General features: G+C 69.4%; 17 protein-coding genes and 1 pseudogene. 7 read left to right on the top strand and 11 right to left on the bottom strand.

Going from position 1 to position 16,110, the window contains the following annotated elements; translation table 11 throughout:
* Positions 1-4 precede the first annotated feature (4 nt).
* Complete coding sequence (locus QSK32_RS10640; protein ID WP_045744576.1) at positions 5-505, top strand: P-loop nucleotide/nucleoside kinase family protein; 501 nt, start codon at positions 5-7, stop codon at positions 503-505.
* Here QSK32_RS10640 and QSK32_RS10645 read toward each other — a convergent pair.
* Both QSK32_RS10645 and QSK32_RS10650 read right to left on the bottom strand, forming a co-directional pair.
* Positions 498-707, bottom strand: a complete 210-nt coding sequence (locus QSK32_RS10645; protein ID WP_285471785.1) for a sulfurtransferase TusA family protein — start codon at positions 705-707, stop codon at positions 498-500. The two genes, QSK32_RS10640 and QSK32_RS10645, sit on opposite strands and share 8 nt — an antisense overlap.
* A complete protein-coding gene (locus QSK32_RS10650; protein ID WP_045744578.1) occupies positions 704-1,849 on the bottom strand; it encodes a cysteine desulfurase family protein in 1,146 nt (381 codons plus the stop codon). Before QSK32_RS10650 ends, QSK32_RS10645 begins: the two co-directional genes overlap by 4 nt.
* A 246-nt stretch (positions 1,850-2,095) precedes the next feature.
* Here QSK32_RS10650 and ctaC point away from each other — a divergent pair, with 246 nt between their 5' ends.
* Complete coding sequence (ctaC, locus tag QSK32_RS10655) at positions 2,096-2,941, top strand: aa3-type cytochrome oxidase subunit II (RefSeq protein WP_083449258.1); 846 nt, start codon at positions 2,096-2,098, stop codon at positions 2,939-2,941.
* 7 nt (positions 2,942-2,948) lie between these two features.
* Positions 2,949-3,404 carry a cytochrome c oxidase subunit 4 gene (locus QSK32_RS10660; protein ID WP_045744579.1) on the top strand — a complete coding sequence of 152 codons (456 nt, stop codon included), beginning with the start codon at positions 2,949-2,951 and terminating at the stop codon, positions 3,402-3,404.
* A 272-nt stretch (positions 3,405-3,676) separates the two neighbouring features.
* On the opposite strand, the gene QSK32_RS10665 is transcribed toward QSK32_RS10660, so the two are convergent.
* The 5 genes from QSK32_RS10665 to QSK32_RS10685 form a co-directional block, all read right to left on the bottom strand.
* Positions 3,677-3,940: a hypothetical protein gene (locus tag QSK32_RS10665; protein WP_285471786.1), complete on the bottom strand. Its 264-nt coding sequence runs from the start codon at positions 3,938-3,940 to the stop codon at positions 3,677-3,679.
* Between the two features lie 692 nt (positions 3,941-4,632).
* Positions 4,633-4,839, bottom strand: coding sequence for a hypothetical protein (locus QSK32_RS10670; protein WP_285471787.1), 207 nt, complete (start codon positions 4,837-4,839; stop codon positions 4,633-4,635).
* Positions 4,840-4,977: 138 nt separating this feature from the next.
* On the bottom strand, positions 4,978-6,036 hold the full coding sequence (gene trpD, locus QSK32_RS10675; RefSeq protein WP_285471788.1) for an anthranilate phosphoribosyltransferase: 1,059 nt from the start codon (positions 6,034-6,036) through the stop codon (positions 4,978-4,980).
* Between the two features lie 32 nt (positions 6,037-6,068).
* A complete protein-coding gene (locus tag QSK32_RS10680) occupies positions 6,069-6,491 on the bottom strand; it encodes a response regulator (protein WP_045744582.1) in 423 nt (140 codons plus the stop codon).
* Between the two features lie 47 nt (positions 6,492-6,538).
* Positions 6,539-7,513 carry a cytochrome c oxidase assembly protein gene (locus tag QSK32_RS10685; RefSeq protein WP_285471789.1) on the bottom strand — a complete coding sequence of 325 codons (975 nt, stop codon included), beginning with the start codon at positions 7,511-7,513 and terminating at the stop codon, positions 6,539-6,541.
* A 109-nt stretch (positions 7,514-7,622) separates the two neighbouring features.
* On the opposite strand from QSK32_RS10685, the gene ctaE reads away from it, so the two are divergent.
* Genes ctaE through qcrB form a run of 4 tightly spaced genes read left to right on the top strand, consistent with a single transcriptional unit; the run spans position 7,623 to position 11,826 of the window.
* Complete coding sequence (ctaE, locus tag QSK32_RS10690) at positions 7,623-8,219, top strand: aa3-type cytochrome oxidase subunit III (RefSeq protein ID WP_045744584.1); 597 nt, start codon at positions 7,623-7,625, stop codon at positions 8,217-8,219.
* Between the two features lie 48 nt (positions 8,220-8,267).
* Positions 8,268-9,116, top strand: a complete 849-nt coding sequence (qcrC, locus tag QSK32_RS10695) for a cytochrome bc1 complex diheme cytochrome c subunit (protein ID WP_045744585.1) — start codon at positions 8,268-8,270, stop codon at positions 9,114-9,116.
* On the top strand, positions 9,113-10,219 hold the full coding sequence (gene qcrA, locus QSK32_RS10700) for a cytochrome bc1 complex Rieske iron-sulfur subunit (protein ID WP_045744586.1): 1,107 nt from the start codon (positions 9,113-9,115) through the stop codon (positions 10,217-10,219). The genes qcrC and qcrA overlap by 4 nt, the downstream gene beginning before the upstream one ends.
* Positions 10,216-11,826, top strand: coding sequence for a cytochrome bc1 complex cytochrome b subunit (gene qcrB, locus QSK32_RS10705; RefSeq protein ID WP_045744587.1), 1,611 nt, complete (start codon positions 10,216-10,218; stop codon positions 11,824-11,826). The genes qcrA and qcrB overlap by 4 nt, the downstream gene beginning before the upstream one ends.
* A gap of 141 nt (positions 11,827-11,967) precedes the next feature.
* On the opposite strand, the gene QSK32_RS10710 is transcribed toward qcrB, so the two are convergent.
* The 4 genes and pseudogenes from QSK32_RS10710 to QSK32_RS10725 form a co-directional block, all read right to left on the bottom strand.
* Positions 11,968-12,255, bottom strand: coding sequence for an Lrp/AsnC family transcriptional regulator (locus tag QSK32_RS10710; RefSeq protein ID WP_185040226.1), 288 nt, complete (start codon positions 12,253-12,255; stop codon positions 11,968-11,970).
* Between the two features lie 247 nt (positions 12,256-12,502).
* Entirely contained in the window at positions 12,503-13,468 is a 966-nt protein-coding gene (locus QSK32_RS10715) for a nucleotidyltransferase family protein (protein WP_285471790.1), read from the bottom strand.
* A gap of 149 nt (positions 13,469-13,617) precedes the next feature.
* A pseudogene (locus tag QSK32_RS10720) lies at positions 13,618-14,139 on the bottom strand (NUDIX hydrolase); the annotation flags it as partial.
* A 31-nt stretch (positions 14,140-14,170) separates the two neighbouring features.
* Positions 14,171-15,970 carry a RelA/SpoT family protein gene (locus QSK32_RS10725; protein WP_045744591.1) on the bottom strand — a complete coding sequence of 600 codons (1,800 nt, stop codon included), beginning with the start codon at positions 15,968-15,970 and terminating at the stop codon, positions 14,171-14,173.
* Positions 15,971-16,110: the final 140 nt, after the last annotated feature.

A 16,110-nucleotide genomic window follows, 5' to 3' on the forward strand; every position in this document is an offset into this window, starting at 1 on the left:
GGCGATGGTCCTCGCGGTCTTCGCCGGGCTCCCCGGAGTCGGCAAGAGCACCCTGGCCGCCGCGGTCGGTGCTGAGCTGCCCGCGGTGGTGCTGGCCGTCGACACGGTCGACTTCACGCTGCAACGGCACGGGGTGCAGGAGACCCGTCCGGGCCACGCCGCCTACGCGGTGGTGGCCGCGCTGGCCGAGGAACAACTCAAGATCGGTCACAGCGTGATCATCGACGCGGTGAACCCGGTCAAGGCGGCCCGTGAGGTGTGGGCCGAGCTGGCCGAGCGGCTCAAGGTGCCGCTGCGCGTGGTCGAGGTGGTCTGCGGCGACGACGCCGAGCACCGCCGCCGGGTCGAGGCCCGGTTCGCGGTCCGCGACCACGACGGGGTGCCGGACTGGGTGCGGGTGCTGGAGCGCCAGGCGGAGTACGAGCCCTATCCGGGCCCGCGCCTGGTCGTCGACACGTTCCTGGCGAAGGAACCGGTCCCGCAGATCGTCGCGTACCTCAGCTGATCCGGCGCACGTCGAAGGCCCGGCCGTCGCCGGCGACGAACTCCTGGCCCTTCATGCGGCACCAGGCGGGGATGTCGTTGGCCGCGGCCGGGTCGTCGGCGAGGACCCGGACCACCTCACCGACCGGCACCCCCGGGATCGCCCTGGCCAGCCGGATCACCGGCAGCGGGCACTTCTGGCCGAGACAGTCCAGCGTGATCACATGCCCACCTCGGCCCGGATCCCGGCGACCAGGCCGGGCAGCACGGCCAGGAACCGGTCCACGTCGGCGCCGGTGACCCCGGAGTGCAGCGACACCCGCACGTTGCCGTGGCTGAGCACCCCCATCGCCTCCAGCACGTGACTCGGCCGCAGCGTCGAGGACGTGCACGACGAGCCGGACGAGACCGCGAAGCCGTGCCGGTCCAGGGCGTGCAGCAGCGCCTCACCGTCCACGTAGAGGCAGCTGAAGGTCACCAGGTGCGGCAGCCGGTCCACCGGATCCCCGACTATCTCCACGTCCGGGACGGTCGCCGCCACCCGGTCGCGGATCCGGTCCACCAGCGCACTCAGCCGGGCGTTCTCCGACTGGCCGGAATCGGTCACGGCGCGCAGGGACGCGGCGGCCGCCACGATCGACGGCAGATTCGGGGCCCCGGCCGGCCGGGGGCGATAAAGATCATCCTGCGGCTGCGGCGAGACCCAGCGCACACCCTTGCGCACCACCAGCACCCCGACACCCGGCGGACCGCCCCACTTGTGCGCGCTCGCGCTCAGCAGCGACCAGCCGTCCGGGACCGGGACACGGCCCACCGACTGGGCGGCGTCCACGAACAGGGGTACCCCGGACTCCGCGCAGTATGCCGCCGCCGCGGCGACCGGTTGCACGGAGCCGACCTCGTGACTGGCACTGATCAGCGAAGCCAGGGCCACACCGGACGCGGACACCGCCCGTTCCCAGGCGTCCAGGTCGAGACGGCCGGTCCGGTCCACACCCACCTCATGCGCCTCAACCGTGCGCGCGGCGTGCAGGACAGCCGAGTGCTCGATCGCCGAATGCACCAGTGAGCTGCCCGAACGCCGCCGTCCGGCCAGTCCGCCCAGGACGGCCGCCTGCGCGGCGGCCGTGCCGGACGGCCAGAAGGAGACCTCGTCCGGGCGTACCCTCAGGATCTGCGCGACCACCGCGGTGGCCGCCTCGTGCAGCTGCTGGGCCCGCCGCCCGGCCGCGTAGAGACGTGTGGGGTCCGCCCATCCGTCGGCCAGGGACGCGAGCATCGCCTCCCGGGCCACCGGATGCAGCGGCGCAGCGGTGGCGGCGTCGAGGTACACCGCCGCCCCGGCCGGATCGCCTGTGTAATCCACACAGGGAACGGTATCGTCCGGTTGTCTGGACTTGATTTTTCCGGTCCGCACGGCCCCCGGTGGCGGGCCGTCCGGGCCTGGTCGAGTAGTGTGCGACCGTCGGTGAGCCTTGCCGCCAGGTGTCCGATTCTCGGCAGGGCGGCGCTGCTAAGGAGGCAGAAGCAGGTGGGCGCAAGGAGTTCGGCCACACGGCCGCGGGCAGTTGGCCGGGCGGCCGGGCTGGGTCTCGGCGGTGCGACGCTGTTGATGCTGCTCTCGGGCTGCTCGATAGAGGACTGGGGTAGTGCGTTCGGCCATTTCGGTTGGCCGAGCAACGGCATCACCCTGCAGGCGCACGAAATGTACGACCTCTGGATCGCATCGGTGATCGCCGCTCTCGTCGTCGGTTTCGGCGTGTGGGGCTTGATCTTCTGGTGTGTCATCCGGTATCGCAAGCGTGGCGAAGAGCTGCCCGTGCAGACCCGGTTCAACATGCCGATGGAGATCCTCTACACGGTCACGCCGGTCCTGATCGTCTCGGTGCTCTTCTACTACACCGCGATCGTGCAGACCAACGTGGACAAGCTGTCGAAGAACCCCGACCAGGTCGTCGAGGTCGTGGCCTTCAAGTGGAACTGGCAGTTCAACTACCGCGACGGCATGGGCGAGGAGGCGAACACGGTCGCGTCGACCGTCGGCTCGTCGGACGTCATCCCGATCCTGGTGCTGCCGGTCGGTCAGAAGATCCGCTTCGAGGAGACCAGCAAGGACGTCATCCACTCCTTCTGGGTCCCGGAGATGCTGTTCAAGCGGGACGTCTTCCCGGGCAGCGTGCGGAACGTCTTCGAGGTGACCCTCGACAAGGAGGGCCGCTACGTCGGCCGGTGCGCGGAGCTCTGCGGCACCTACCACGCCTTCATGAACTTCGAGCTGGTCACGGTCACGCCGCAGGAGTTCGACACGTTCCTGGACGCCAAGAAGGACGGCAAGACCACGCAGGAGGCGCTCACCGCCATCGGCGAGGAGCCCTACGCGACCACCACGTCGCCCTTCAACACCCGTCGCCAGGCGCACTCCTGGAACCAGTCCGAGAACGTAGCCGCAGGGAAGTAGGACCGACGTGAGGACCGAATACAAGATCTTCGCCGGCGTCGCCGTCTTCCTCTTCGGCGCCGCGGCCGTCTACGGCTTCTACACCGCCTACTCCGGCAACGCCTCCGGCAGCGAAGGCGACGGTTTCCAGGGCGGCGTCGAGTGGGTCGGCACCGTTGCCCTGATCCTTTCCGCACTGCTCTGCTCGATGTGCGGCGGGTTCTTCTGGTTCGTCGCCCGGCGCATCGACCTGCGCCCGGAGGACCGTGAGGACGGCGAGATCGCCGAGGGCGCCGGTGAGCTGGGCTTCTTCAGCCCGGGCAGCTACTGGCCGTTCGGTATCGCCCTGTCGGCGGCGATCGCCGGTCTGGGACTGGTGTTCTGGATGTGGTGGCTGCTGGCCTTCGGCCTCGTCCTCGTGATCTTCACGTCCTGCGCGATGATCTTCGAGTACTACACCGGAACCCGCCCGGCCGAACACTGAGTCATTCGGAGACAGGCCCGCACCCTCACCGGGGTGCGGGCCTTCTTTGTCTTGTACGCACAAAGCCCGGTCCCGTCGTGCCACCACCCCCGGGCCCGGCCATGATCCGTCGGCAGCTCCAGCCGTGCTGTGCCGTGCCGTGCCGTGCCGTGCCGTGCCGTGCTGTTCCGTGCCGTGCCGTGCCGTGCTGTTCCGTGCCGCGCCGAGGGCTGCTGCCGACGGGTGCTTGGGCTGTACTTTCGGCTCCGACGTGCGTGATCACCCAGTGCCGCTCAGCTTAAGTTGATCAAAGCCGTGACCAAGTAACTATGTGGTCCCCTTCGCCGTGGCGATCCTCGGCGGTCGGCGTTGGCGTTGGCGTTGGCGTTGGCGTTGGCGTTGGCGTTGGCGTTGGCGTTGGCGTTGGCGTTGGTGGTGGTGGTGGTGGCGGCGGCGGCGGTGGTGGTGGCGGCGGTGGTGGCGGTGGTGGCGGTGGTGGCGGTCGCATCAGCGCGGCTCAGCCGTTTGTCGCAGTGCGGTGTCACGTCCAAGGTCAACTTGGGCTGGGTGGCATGGTGCGATTGCCGGCCGTCGCTCACGGTTGTTTTCGGCTCGCGGATGGACCGCAGCTGACGGCCGGGTCGGTTGAGCCGTCGGTTGCGGTTGTTCGGGAGGGTGGAGTCAGCCGTCAGTGACGGCTCGGGGTGTCCAGCCGTCGTCCGTGGTTGTTTTCGGCGCGTGGGTGGGCCGTAGTTGACGGCTGGGTTGGTTGAGCCGTCGGTTGCGGTTGTTCGGGAGGGTGGGGGTCGGCCGTCGGTGACGGCTCGGGGTGTTCGGCCGTCGTTCGTGGTTGTTTTCGGCTCGGGGATGGACCATGGCCGACGGCCGGGATACCCTACGGCCGGGATGCCCTACGGCCGGGGTGGTCGGAACTGATCTCGGCGGCGGCTCGGGGGAGGCCGCGAGTGGCTGAACGGTGCCTACGCACGAGGCGACCGGGGGCGGCGCCCGGCAGACGTGATCGCGGCCGCGGCAGAGTCGACGGTCACATTCATGATCAACTTATGCTGAGTGGCATCGCGTGGTCACTGCTCGCCGGCGGTCGGGCCGCCGGTTCAGCGGTTCCGGAGGCGGTGGCGCCGCCCGCCGGCCGTGCGGGGGCCCGGCCCGTGATCACGGCCTGCGGGCGACCGGTTCTGCGCGGTCACCGGGCTTTGCGCGTACACCGGAAAAGGCGGGAGGGGCGCTCTCAGGCCGCCCGGCGCTGGTGTGGGGCGACGCGGCCGGGCGGACCCGACTGCGGCCAGAAGTGGACGACGATCGGCGCGACCACCTCGGCGGCGCCGCAGCGTGTGCAGACCAGTTCGGGGCACTCGTCGTGGCCGTCCTCGCACGGCGGCACCTCGAAGAGCATGTCGCCGTCGCAGATGACGCAGCGGAGTTCACGTTCGTGCACGGGTGTCTCCTTCGCCGGAAGGTGGAATTACCCGAATGTCATTCAGACGGTGTCATGTGAAACGGGCAAACTGGGGCATTGAGTCCGGCGTGTCAGGCGGTTTTTCGTCACTCGCCGGAGAGAACCGTCAGAGGGCTCTCACTCCGCGGCTTTGGCGGCCTGAGCAGCGGTCACCCAGCGGGCCAGCAGCTCGGTCGCGGCACCCGAGTCGACCGTCTCCGCGGCCCGGTTGATCCCGGCCCGCAGGCAGTCGCGGAAATCACCGGGGAAACCACTCTGCGCGGCCAGTGCCGCCGCCGCGTTGAGCAGCACGGCGTCCCGGACCGGGCCCTGCTCGCCGGCGAACGTGCGGTGCGCCACGTCGGCGTTGAACGCCACGTCACCGCCCCGCAGATCGGCCGGCCGGCTGCGGGGCAGACCCAGCTCCACCGCGTCGACCAGCATCTCCTCCACCTTGCCGTCGCGGGCCAGCCAGATCCGGGTGGGCGCTGCGGTGGTGAACTCGTCCAGGCCGTCCTCACCACGCATGACCAGCGCCGCGTCGCCACGCCGGGCGAACACCTCGGCCATCACCGGGGCCATCCGCGGGTCGAAGCAGCCGACCGCGGCCGAGGTGGGCCGGGCCGGGTTGGTCAGCGGGCCGAGCACGTTGAAGAACGTCGGCACGCCCAGCTCCCGGCGGGTGACCGCGGCGTGCCGCATGCCCGGGTGGTAGCGGGCCGCGAAACAGAAGCCGATCCCCGCGTCGCGGACCGTGGCGGCCACCCCGGCCGGGCCCAGGTCGAGCGGGATGCCGAAGTTCTCCAGCAGGTCGGCGGTGCCGGTGGTGGAGGACGCCGACCGGTTGCCGTGCTTGACCACGGTCACCCCGGCGGCGGCCGTGACGATCGCCGCCATGGTCGAGATGTTGACCGTGTTGGCCCGATCGCCACCGGTGCCCACCACGTCGACCGCCCGGGTCCGCACCGCCTCGTCGAGGGTCACCGGCGTGGCGTTGGCCAGCATCGCCTCGACCAGGCCGGCCAGCTCGCCGGGCGTCTCGCCCTTGGCGCGCAGGGCGATGGCGAACCCGGCGATCTGGGCCGGAGTGGCATTGCCGGCCATGATCTCGCCCATGGCCCAGGAGGTGTCCGCGGTCGCGAGCTCCTCGCCGCGCAGCAGGGAACTCGTCAGATTGGGCCAGGTGCGTGCGCCCATGTCGGGTCCTCCGTCGAGGGGTGCAGAGTGGGTCAGGGGGTGGTGCCGATGGTGCCCAGCGGGATGGCACCGGCCCGGCGGCCGCGGAGCAGGCCGGCCACGGTCTGACCGGTGGTGACCGGGTCGAGCGGGGCCAGCAGGGTCGCGTCGGCCTGCGAGTAGGCCGCGAGCCAGCGATCGGCGGCCCGGGCGATGACGACGCAGGTGGGCGGGGGATCGCGGTACTCGTCCTTGGTCTGACGGGCGATGCCGAGCCCACCGGCGGGCGTGGCCTCGCCGTCCAGCACCATCAGGTCGATCTCGTAGTCGTCGAGCAACCGCCGGCACTCCTCCCAGGAGGACGCGTCGGCGAACTCGACCTGGAGGTCGGCGGCCGGTCGCGGGCCGATCGCGAGCCGGATCCGGTCGCGCACGGCGGCGTCGTCGCTGTAGAGGAGAACGGTGTAGTCGCTCATCTGTGCCCCACCTCACGTCGTAGGTCCCGCCGATCGTACCGAATCCGTTATCCGGCGTCGGTCTCCGGTCGTGTCGCCACGTCGGGATTCGTGATCGTGCCGGCGGTGCTGCGGGCCTGTTCGGCCTCGGCCCGGTCCAGAGCCCGGTCGATCCGTTTCGCCTCGCGCTCCGACTGACGGACCCACTGGACCACCAGGATGCCGAGCATCGTGACGCTGACGATCTCGCCGCCGGCCCACAGGATGCCGCCCGCCGCGACCTGGTCGGCGGCCGGATCGTGCCAGCTCAGGCCCAGGTTCGGGTACCAGTCGCCGCCCAGCAGTTCCCGGCTCTGCATGATCGTCAGACCGAGCACGGTGTGGAACGGGACGGAGAGCACCATCAGCAGCGCCCGGCCCGGGTACGGCCAGCGGTTCGGCAGCGGATCGAGGCCGAGCAGCGGCCAGAAGAACAGGCAGCCGGTCACGATGAAGTGGAAGTGGACGAACTCGTGCAGCACCGGGTGTTCGAGGGTCTGCCGGTAGAGGCCGGTGAAGTACAGCGCGAACGGATTCGCGATGAACAGGCCGAACGCGACCAGCGGGTGGGTCAGGGCCCGGACGTACCGGCTGTGGACGACGGCCAGCAGCGCCTTGCGCGGTCCGGCCGACAGGGTCCGCAGCGCCAGAGTGGTCGGTGCGCCCAGGGCCAGGAAGATCGGGCCCACCATGGACAGCACCATGTGCTGGACCATGTGCACCGAGATCAGGGTGGTGTCGTACGCCTCGATGCCGGTCACCGTCACCGCGGCCAGCGAGCCGAGTCCACCCGCGACGAACGCCACGGTGCGTCCCGGGGGCCAGTGGTCGCCCCGTTCGCGCAACCGGTGAACGCCGTACAGATACAGCGCTGCCGAGACCACCAGACCCAGCGCGACCAGGCTCGTCAGGTTCCAACGGGTGAAGATCGCCGCCGCGGTGAACGGTGGGAGACCAGTGTCCCCCACGGCGGCCACAAGTGAGGGCAATTCGGGAAGCTGCACCCCTCGAGGCTAGGCCCACCCCCTGGTCACGGATTATTCCGGGCCGCCCACGGGGCCGGATTGGGGACCCCGGGGGACCTTGGACCTATCTCGGATGAATAATGAGGCCGTGACAGCGGCAGCCATCGACAAGAGCCGGATCCACTCGCTGACCCGACCCAACATGGTCAGCGTCGGGACCATCGTGTGGCTCTCCAGCGAGCTCATGTTCTTCGCGGCGTTGTTCGCGATGTACTTCTCCATTCGCGCGGCGGCGCCCGAGCAGTGGGAGAAGCACACCGAGGTGCTCAACCTCCCGTACGCGACCACCTTCACGGTGATCTTGGTGCTTTCCTCGGTCACCTGCCAGTTGGGTGTCTTCGCGGCGGAGAAGGGCGACGTGTTCGCGCTCCGGCGTTGGTTCACCGTCACCTTCGTGATGGGCCTGATCTTCGTGCTCGGCCAGGCGAACGAGTACCGCACTCTGATCCATGAGGGTGTGAAGCTCAACGGTGACGGGTACGGATCGATGTTCTACCTGACCACCGGCTTCCACGGCCTGCACGTGACCGGTGGCCTCATCGCGTTCATCGTCTACATGATCCGCACGACCATGGGCCGGTTCACCCCGGCGCAGGCGACGTCAGCGATCGTCGTGTCGTACTACTGGCACTTCGTGGACGTCGTGTGGATCGCGCTGTTCGCCATCATCTACTGGCTGCAGTGACGCCGCATCCGCCGAGCTTGAAGTTTCAACACCAGAGGGACATAGCCCATGACTTCTGACACCCCCGCCCGTAGGCGTGCCCGGGTGTTCTCCCGGCGGCGCTCCGCGCCCAGCCGGGCACGCCGGCGGATCGGCGCAGCGGTACGCATGCTCGCCGCGCTCGTGCTCGCCGGAGGCGTGTACACCGCCTTCACGCCGGGCGCGTTCGCCGAGGACAACGTCCAGCTCTCCGCTGCCGCGCAGGAGGGCAAGGCGCTCTTCGACAACAGCTGTATCACCTGCCACGGCAGGGACGGCCAGGGTGTCGAGGACCGCGGCCCGAGCCTGATCGGCGTCGGCTCCGCGTCCGTGGAGTTCCAGGTGGGCACCGGCCGTATGCCGATGGCCCGCCAGGAGGCCCAGGCCGAGCAGAAGACGCCGCAGTTCGACGAGGACCAGACCAAGCAGCTCGCGCAGTACGTGCAGGAGCTCGGTGGCGGCCCGGAGATCCCGACGGGCTCGCTCGTCGAGAACCTCGAGAGCAACCCGGAGGCCCTGGCCCGCGGTGGCGAGCTGTTCCGGGTCAACTGCACCTCCTGCCACGGCTTCGGCGGCGGCGGCGGCGCTCTCTCGTCCGGCAAGTTCGCGCCCAGCCTGAGCGACGCGACGGCGGAGCAGATCTACGCCGCGATGCTGACCGGTCCGCAGAACATGCCGGTCTTCGGCGACAACCAGCTCACGCCGGAGCAGAAGAAGCAGATCATCACCTACATCACCGCGCAGCTCCAGGAGGACAAGGACCCGGGCGGCATCTTCAACCTCGGCCGTTACGGGCCGTCGACTGAGGGCATGGCCATCTTCCTGGTCGGTATCACGCTGCTGGTCTTCACGTCGCTCTGGATTGCGGGGAAGTCATGACGACTACGCACCACGCGGACCAGACCGGCGCCGAGCCGGTCGACGTCCTCGATCCGCACCTCACGCGGTTCGACATCGTCAAGGAGGGACTCCGGCGCGACGACATCGAGATCGTCACGTACGAGTCCCAGTTCCACGGTCAGAACTCCAAGGCGGAGAAGCGGGTCGTCCGCAACATCTCCCTGCTGTTCGTCATCGCCGGCATCGCCGGCCTGGCGTTCCTGGTGTTCTACATCGTCTGGCCCTGGGAGTGGGAGCTCGGCCACACGCTGAGCGACTACTACACGCCGATCCTCGGCATCACCCTCGGCATCTCGCTGCTCTCGCTCGGCTTCGGCATCCTGGCGTGGGCCAAGAAGCTGCTGCCGCACGAGCTCTCGATCCAGCAGCGCCACGGTGAGCCCTCATCGGACGAGGACCGCCTGATCACCGGCCAGACCATGATGTTCGTCGCGGACGAGCTCGGTGTGCAGCGCCGCCCGCTCCTCAAGGGCGCGATCGGTCTCGGCCTGGCGCCGCTCGGCCTGGCCGCGGCGGCCCCGCTGGTCGGTGGCCTGATCGAGAACCCGCACAAGGGCGAGCACCCGATGATGTACACCACCGGGTTCCACCCGTCGAACAACGGCGGCAAGCCGGTTCGGCTGATCCGGGACGACGGCACGCCGATCCGTCCCGACGACGTCAGCGCCGGCGGCCAGATGACGGTCTACCCGGGCATCCCGCACGGCACGACCAACCAGCACGCCGACTCGCCGACGCTGCTGATCCACCTCCGGGCTGACGACGCGGCCGAGACCCGCAAGAACGCCGAAGAGGACAAGAACGGCCGCAACGTGGGGTCGATGTGGGGCAACTACGTCGCCTACTCCAAGATCTGCACGCACGCCGGTTGCCCGGCTAGCCTGTACGAGCAGCAGACGAACCGCCTGCTCTGCCCGTGCCACCAGTCGCAGTTCCTCATCACCGACAACGCGCAGCCGGTCTTCGGACCCGCGACCCGGCGTCTGCCGATGCTGCCGCTGACGGTGGACGAGGAAGGATTCTTTGTGGCAGCGTCTGACTTCAAGGACACCGTCGGACCCGACTTCTGGGAGCGGCCGTGAAAAGCCGAAAGAATGACCTGGCCGATGCGCCGGTCAAGTTCGCCAAGGGTGTGGACGACCGCTTTCAGGCCGCCACCCCGCTGCGAGCTCTGCTGAACAAGGTCTTCCCGGACCACTGGTCCTTCCTGCTCGGCGAGATCGCCCTCTTCTCGTTCATCGTGCTGCTGCTCAGCGGCGTGTTCCTGACCCTCTTCTTCGACCCGTCGATGAAGGAGGTCGCCTACGACGGCGAATACCTCGGCCTCCGCGGGACCATGATGTCCGCGGCGTACGAGTCGTCGCTGCACCTGTCGTTCGAGGTCCGTGGTGGCCTCTTCATGCGCCAGATGCACCACTGGGCGGCGCTGCTGTTCATGGCGTCGATCATCGTGCACATGGCCCGTGTCTTCTTCACCGGCGCGTTCCGCAAGCCGCGTGAGATCAACTGGGTCATCGGCGTCCTGCTCTTCCTGCTCGGCTTCTTCGCCGGCTTCACCGGCTACTCGCTCCCCGACGACGGCCTCTCCGGCACCGGTCTGCGCATCGCCTCGGCGATCATGCTGGCCCTCCCGGTCGTCGGCACCTGGATCTCCGCGGCGGTCTTCGGCGGCGAGTTCCCGGGCGAGCTGATCATCGGCCGGTTCTACATCGCGCACGTGCTGCTCATCCCGGGCATCCTGCTCGCCCTGATCAGCGTCCACCTGGGCATCGTGTTCAAGCAGAAGCACACCCAGTGGCCGGGCCCGATGCGGACGAACACGAACGTGGTCGGCGAGCGGATGTTCCCCCGCTACGCGATGAAGCAGGGTGGCTTCTTCATGGCGGTCTTCGGCGTGATCGCGCTGATGGCCGGCATGTTCCAGATCAACCCGATCTGGCTGTTCGGGCCGTACCGTGCCTCCGAGGTGTCGTCGGCGTCGCAGCCCGACTTCTACGTCATGTTCATGGACGGCCTGGTCCGGCTCATGCCGAACTGGCAGATCTACATCCCGATCGGCAACGGCTACAGCCTCCCGCCGATGTTCTGGCCCGCCGTGGTCGGCCTCGGCGCACTGTTCACGCTGCCGATGGCGTACCCGTGGCTGGAAGCCCGGAAGCTCAAGGACAACCGCACCCACAACCTGCTGGAGCGGCCCCGCGACAACCCGGAGCGCGTCGGCATCGGCATGATGGCGCTGACGTTCTTCATCGTCGCCACCATCTCCGGCAGCAACGACGTCATCGCCGACAAGTTCCACATCAGCCTGAACGCGATGACCTGGGCCGGCCGCATCGGCCTGCTGATCCTGCCGCCGCTGGCGTACTACATCTCGGTGCGGATCTGTCTCGGCCTCCAGCAGCACGACCGCCAGGTCCTGGCGCACGGCGTGGAGACGGGCATCATCAAGCGCCTCCCCAACGGCGCGTTCGTCGAGGTGCACCAGCCGCTCGGCCCGGTCGACGACCACGGACACCCGATCCCGCTGGAATACGCGGGCTGGGTCGTCCCGAAGAAGATGAACCGCCTGGGCGCCCTCGCCCCGGCAGTGAAGGGCTTCTTCTTCCCGGTCGAGAAGCCGGCCGACGTGCCGGTCTCGCCGGCACCGATCGGCAGCGAGAAGCGCGAAGAGATCAAGTCCGGTCGCTGACCGCTGCACCACTGCTTCACCGAAGGGCCCGCTCCGGCGGGCCCTTCGCCTTTTCCCGGTTGTTGTCTTCCCCCCAGCCCAGCGTCTCGACCAGCAGACCTGGGCCCTGTCAGTCCCGTGCCGGGCCGGTCTCGCGTCTTGTCAGTCGGCGTCGGGGAGGCCGATGGCGAAGGCGTCCTCCAGGTCGTGCTTGGAGTAGGCGCGGAACGCGATGTGCGACTCGGTGTTGATCACACCGGGGGTTTTCGAGATGCGGCCGGCGATGACCTCGGCGATGTCGTCGAAACGCGGCACCCGCACGATGGCGATCAGGTCGACGTTGCCGGCCACCGAGTAGACCTCGCTGACCCCGTCGAGGGCCGCCAACGCCTCGGCGACCTCGGGGATCGAGTCGGTGGCGCAGTCGATGTGGACGATCGCGGTGTTCACCTGCGGGCTCCTCGGCTGTGAGGTCGGTACGGGGTCGCGACCATGCTATGCCCTGGTGAACCGCCCGGCACACAGGACATCGAACCCGGCCGTCGGCGTGAGTCGCAGCCGCCCGGCCCGCGGGCGGCGTCGGCCGATGCTCAGGCGGTGGGTTCACGGCGGCTCGGGACGTTCCCGGCGGCGCGACCGGCGCGGCTTCGGGGCCCCGAGCGGTTCGGTCGCCGCTGAGAGGGCCGGGACGCGGCGGTCAGGGGACGGGGATGGTGAGGCCGTCACGGGCCCGGACGACGCGGGTGAGGGACTCGTCCGCCTCGACGACGGCACCGGGCCAGACGACGCTGTGGGTGACCTGACCGTCCACTCGGGCGCCCGCGCCGACCACTGACCCGATCGCCCGCCCGTTCACCACGGCCGTCGCATCGATCAGCCCCGCAGAGGAAGACCCGACAGAGGAAGACCCGGGGGAGGACGCGCCGGGGTGGGGCGGCAGGGCGGCGATCAGGTCACGGCCGGTGCTGAAGGCGTTCGGAGTGCTCAGGGCCGGGTCGGTGGCGCCCGCCGCGTGCAGGTTGGCGGCCAGGTAGTCGGCCGGGGTCCCGGTGTCCAGGTAGAAGCCCTGGTAGCCGATCAACTCCAGGGCGCCTTCCGCCTCGGCCGGGCGCCACACCGTCCGGACCAGGTTCTCCGGCTTGTCGTCGAGGTCGCGGACGTACCGCCACGGGAGCAGGGAGAAGCCGGCGAAGCGGTGGCCGCTGAAACCGCCGGTCACGCCGGGGAAGCACGGCTTGGTGAGTATCCGGACGGTCTCGCCGTCCCAGCCGTCGAGTAGGGCGGCGATGTCCTCGCCCGGTTTGCGGGCCGGGTCCACCAGGTACGCGTCGGCGTTGCCGACCAGCACCCCGCGTCCGTCGATCCAGGACTTGAGGCGCCCCACGCCGCCAGAGGTGCCCAGCGGGCCGTCCGGTTCGACGGAGAGGTGCGCCCGGGTGCCGACGTGGGTGACGACCTGGTCGGCGAGGTACGCCGCGTTCACGGCGATCTGATCGGGTTCGGACAGTCCGAGGCCGGCGAGGCGGCGCAGGGCGTGGTCGAGCAGGGGCAGGTTGCCGACCGGGCAGAGGGCTTTCGGCACCGCGGCTGTGAGGGGGCGCAGACGTTGGCCCTCGCCGGCGGCCAGCACCACGCCGCAGACCGACACCGCCGGCGCCGTCACTGGAGACCGTCCGAAGGAGCCGACGAAGCAGGAGGAGCCGACTGGGCCGGAGGAGCGGAAGAGGACGACTGAGGCGGAGAAGACGGCGAAGTGGACGGCGATGTGGACGGGAGCGACAGGACCGGCGCCTCATACGCCCCACCGGCCGTGATGGACGGCGGCAACTCGCCGGCCCGCGGCCCCATCCCGTAGACCCCGAGCAGCCGTTCCGTCGGCCAGGTCAGTTTCGGCAGATCGTCCAGTGCGTACCAGGCGGCTTCGATCACCTCGCCGCCGTCGACCTCCAGCGGTGTCCGGGACGCCGGCACCGCCGCGAACCAGACGGTGTCCACTACGCCACCGGTCGGGTGGACGATCGCGTTCGGATTGCCGGGGGTCAGGTCACCGGGCTCCACGCGTACCCCGGATTCTTCGAAAAGCTCGCGTGCGGCACCCACCGCGGGCAATTCGCGGCTCTTCAGGAGCCCGGCGGGCAGGCCCCATCCGCGGCCCGGCGGCTGGCGCAGCAGCAGGATGCGCCCGGGGGCCTCGGCCTCCGAGTCGCGGACCACGACAACCGCGCCGACCAGGTATTTCGGTGAGACGGCGCGGGCGATGTGCCGCCGTATCGGCAACGGCAGCCCGTAGAAAGCCTGGTAGGCGAGGCCACGTAACTGCCGAGGAAAGTTCACGCGGTAAGGCTAACGGTGCGGCGCGAAACGCTCAGTCCGGGTGGTCGACCAGGGCGATGAGCTGCTCGACCACGGTGTCCGGTTCCAGGCTGCGTTCGCAGACGGCGACCAGCAGGGTCTCCAGGTCGGGGTAGCCGAGTTCTTCGGCGAGGCGGCGCAGCGGCACCTCGCTGGCCAGGCCGCGATCGTGTTTGCGCAGGGTCAGTCCGATGGTGGCGCGGCCCAGGCGGACCTTGTCGGCGATGCTGATGCCCGGCTCGTTCTTCTCGTCGAAGTAGCGGTTGATCTGCATCTGTGCCTGGCTGGACTTGACGAAGCCGAGCCATTCCTTGCGGGGGCCGCGGGGCTCGTTGGTCGCCGGTTCGGTGTGCCCCTCGGACTCGGAGAAGATCTCGACGACGTCACCGTCGCGCAGGGGGGACGCGAGGGGGGCCAGGCGGCCGTTGATGGTCGCGGCCAGACATTGGTCACCCTGGCGGGGACCGAGTTCGTACGCCAGGTCGACCGGCGTGGACTGGCTGGGGAGTTCGTAGGCGTTGCCGTGGGCGAAGACGGTGATCTGGCCTTCGGCGAGGTCACATCGCAGCGAGTCGAGGAACTGGGCGGAGTCGGTGGCGTCCTGCTGCCAGTCGAGTACTCGCTTGAGCCAGGTGAGCTGGTCGGCGCCCGGTGGTTCGTCGGCGGTCTTGGGATATCGGTAGCTGGTGGCGACGCCGTACTCCGAGAAGCGGTGCATCGTGGTGGTTCTGATCAGCACTTCGACCAGTCGCCCCTCGGGCCCCACCACGGTGGTGTGCAGGGAGCGGTAGAGGTTGTTCTTCGGCGAGGCGATGAAGTCCTTGAACCGGCCGGCCACCGGGCGCCACCGGCCGTGTATCGCGCCGAGGGCGGCGTAACAGTCGGTGTCCGGGCCGTCGACCACCACCGCGATGCGGGGCAGGTCGAAGGGGACGGAGTGGCCGCCGGCCACCGTGTCCTTCCAGATCGAGTAGTAGTGCCGGGGGCGGGCGGACACCTCGGCGGTCACCCGCTGGCGGCGCAGTGCGACCCGGGCCTTGGCGGAGACGTCGGTCAGGTATTCCGCCCAGCCGGGCCGGTTCGTCACGTGCTCGTCGATGCGGGCGTAGGAGTCCGGCTCGAGGTGGAAGAGCACCACGTCGTCGAGGTCGCGTTTGAGGGCCTGGATGCCGAGCCGGTCGCAGAGCGGGACGAGCACGTCGAGCGTGGCCGTGGCGATCCGGGCCCGGGACGCGGGGGAGCGGACACCCAGCGTGCGCATGTTGTGGAGCCGGTCGGCCAGCTTGATCACCAGGACCCGGACGTCCTTGCCAGCGGCGACGATCATCTTGCGGATGGTCTCGCCCTCGGCGGCCTTGCCGTAGTAGGCCTTGTCGAACTTGGTCACGCCGTCGACCAGGTGGGTCACCTCGGGCCCGAAGTCGCCGTGCAGCGCCTCGAGCGTGTAGCTGGTGTCCTCGACCGTGTCGTGCAGCAGCGAGGCGACCAGCGTCGTGGTGTCCATGCCCAGCTCGGCGCAGATCTGCGCGACCGCGAGCGGATGGGTGATGTAGGGATCACCGGACTTGCGGAACTGGCCGCGGTGCATGCTCTCGGCGATCGCGTAGCTGCGCCGCAGGAGCGCCACGTCGGCCGACGGATGGATGCTCCGATGCGTCCGGGCCAACGTGGCGACCGGGTCGTCGTCGTTGTTCTGGAAGCTGAGCAGTGACCGCAGCCGGCGTGTGAAGCTCAGCTCCGGAGAGTGTCCTGCCTTGGACGCGGTCGGCATGGCACGACCGAGTGCGGCGCCGTGGCCGGCGTCGACGTCCACTCGGACACCCCCTCACCGATCGTCCACGCGCCACCTGATGCGTGGAGTCGCCTCGCGCTCTCGTCCCCTAAGCGAATCACCGAATGTGCCTGTCTGCCAAAGGTGGCGGGCCGCAAATGAGGCGAATCACCGCTAGGGTG

The organism is Actinoplanes sp. NBRC 101535, assembly GCF_030269225.1.
Classification (GTDB): Bacteria; Actinomycetota; Actinomycetes; order Mycobacteriales; family Micromonosporaceae; genus Actinoplanes; species Actinoplanes rectilineatus.

Bases quoted from the DNA above. Each gene is read 5' to 3' on its own strand.
- QSK32_RS10680 (WP_045744582.1), bottom strand. From the start codon at position 6,491: ATGAGCGACTACACCGTTCTCCTCTACAGCGACGACGCCGCCGTGCGC.
- qcrA (WP_045744586.1), top strand. From the start codon at position 9,113: ATGACGACTACGCACCACGCGGACCAGACCGGCGCCGAGCCGGTCGAC.
- QSK32_RS10640 (WP_045744576.1), top strand. From the start codon at position 5: ATGGTCCTCGCGGTCTTCGCCGGGCTCCCCGGAGTCGGCAAGAGCACC.
- qcrC (WP_045744585.1), top strand. From the start codon at position 8,268: ATGACTTCTGACACCCCCGCCCGTAGGCGTGCCCGGGTGTTCTCCCGG.
- trpD (WP_285471788.1), bottom strand. From the start codon at position 6,036: ATGGGCGCACGCACCTGGCCCAATCTGACGAGTTCCCTGCTGCGCGGC.
- ctaC (WP_083449258.1), top strand. From the start codon at position 2,096: ATGCTGCTCTCGGGCTGCTCGATAGAGGACTGGGGTAGTGCGTTCGGC.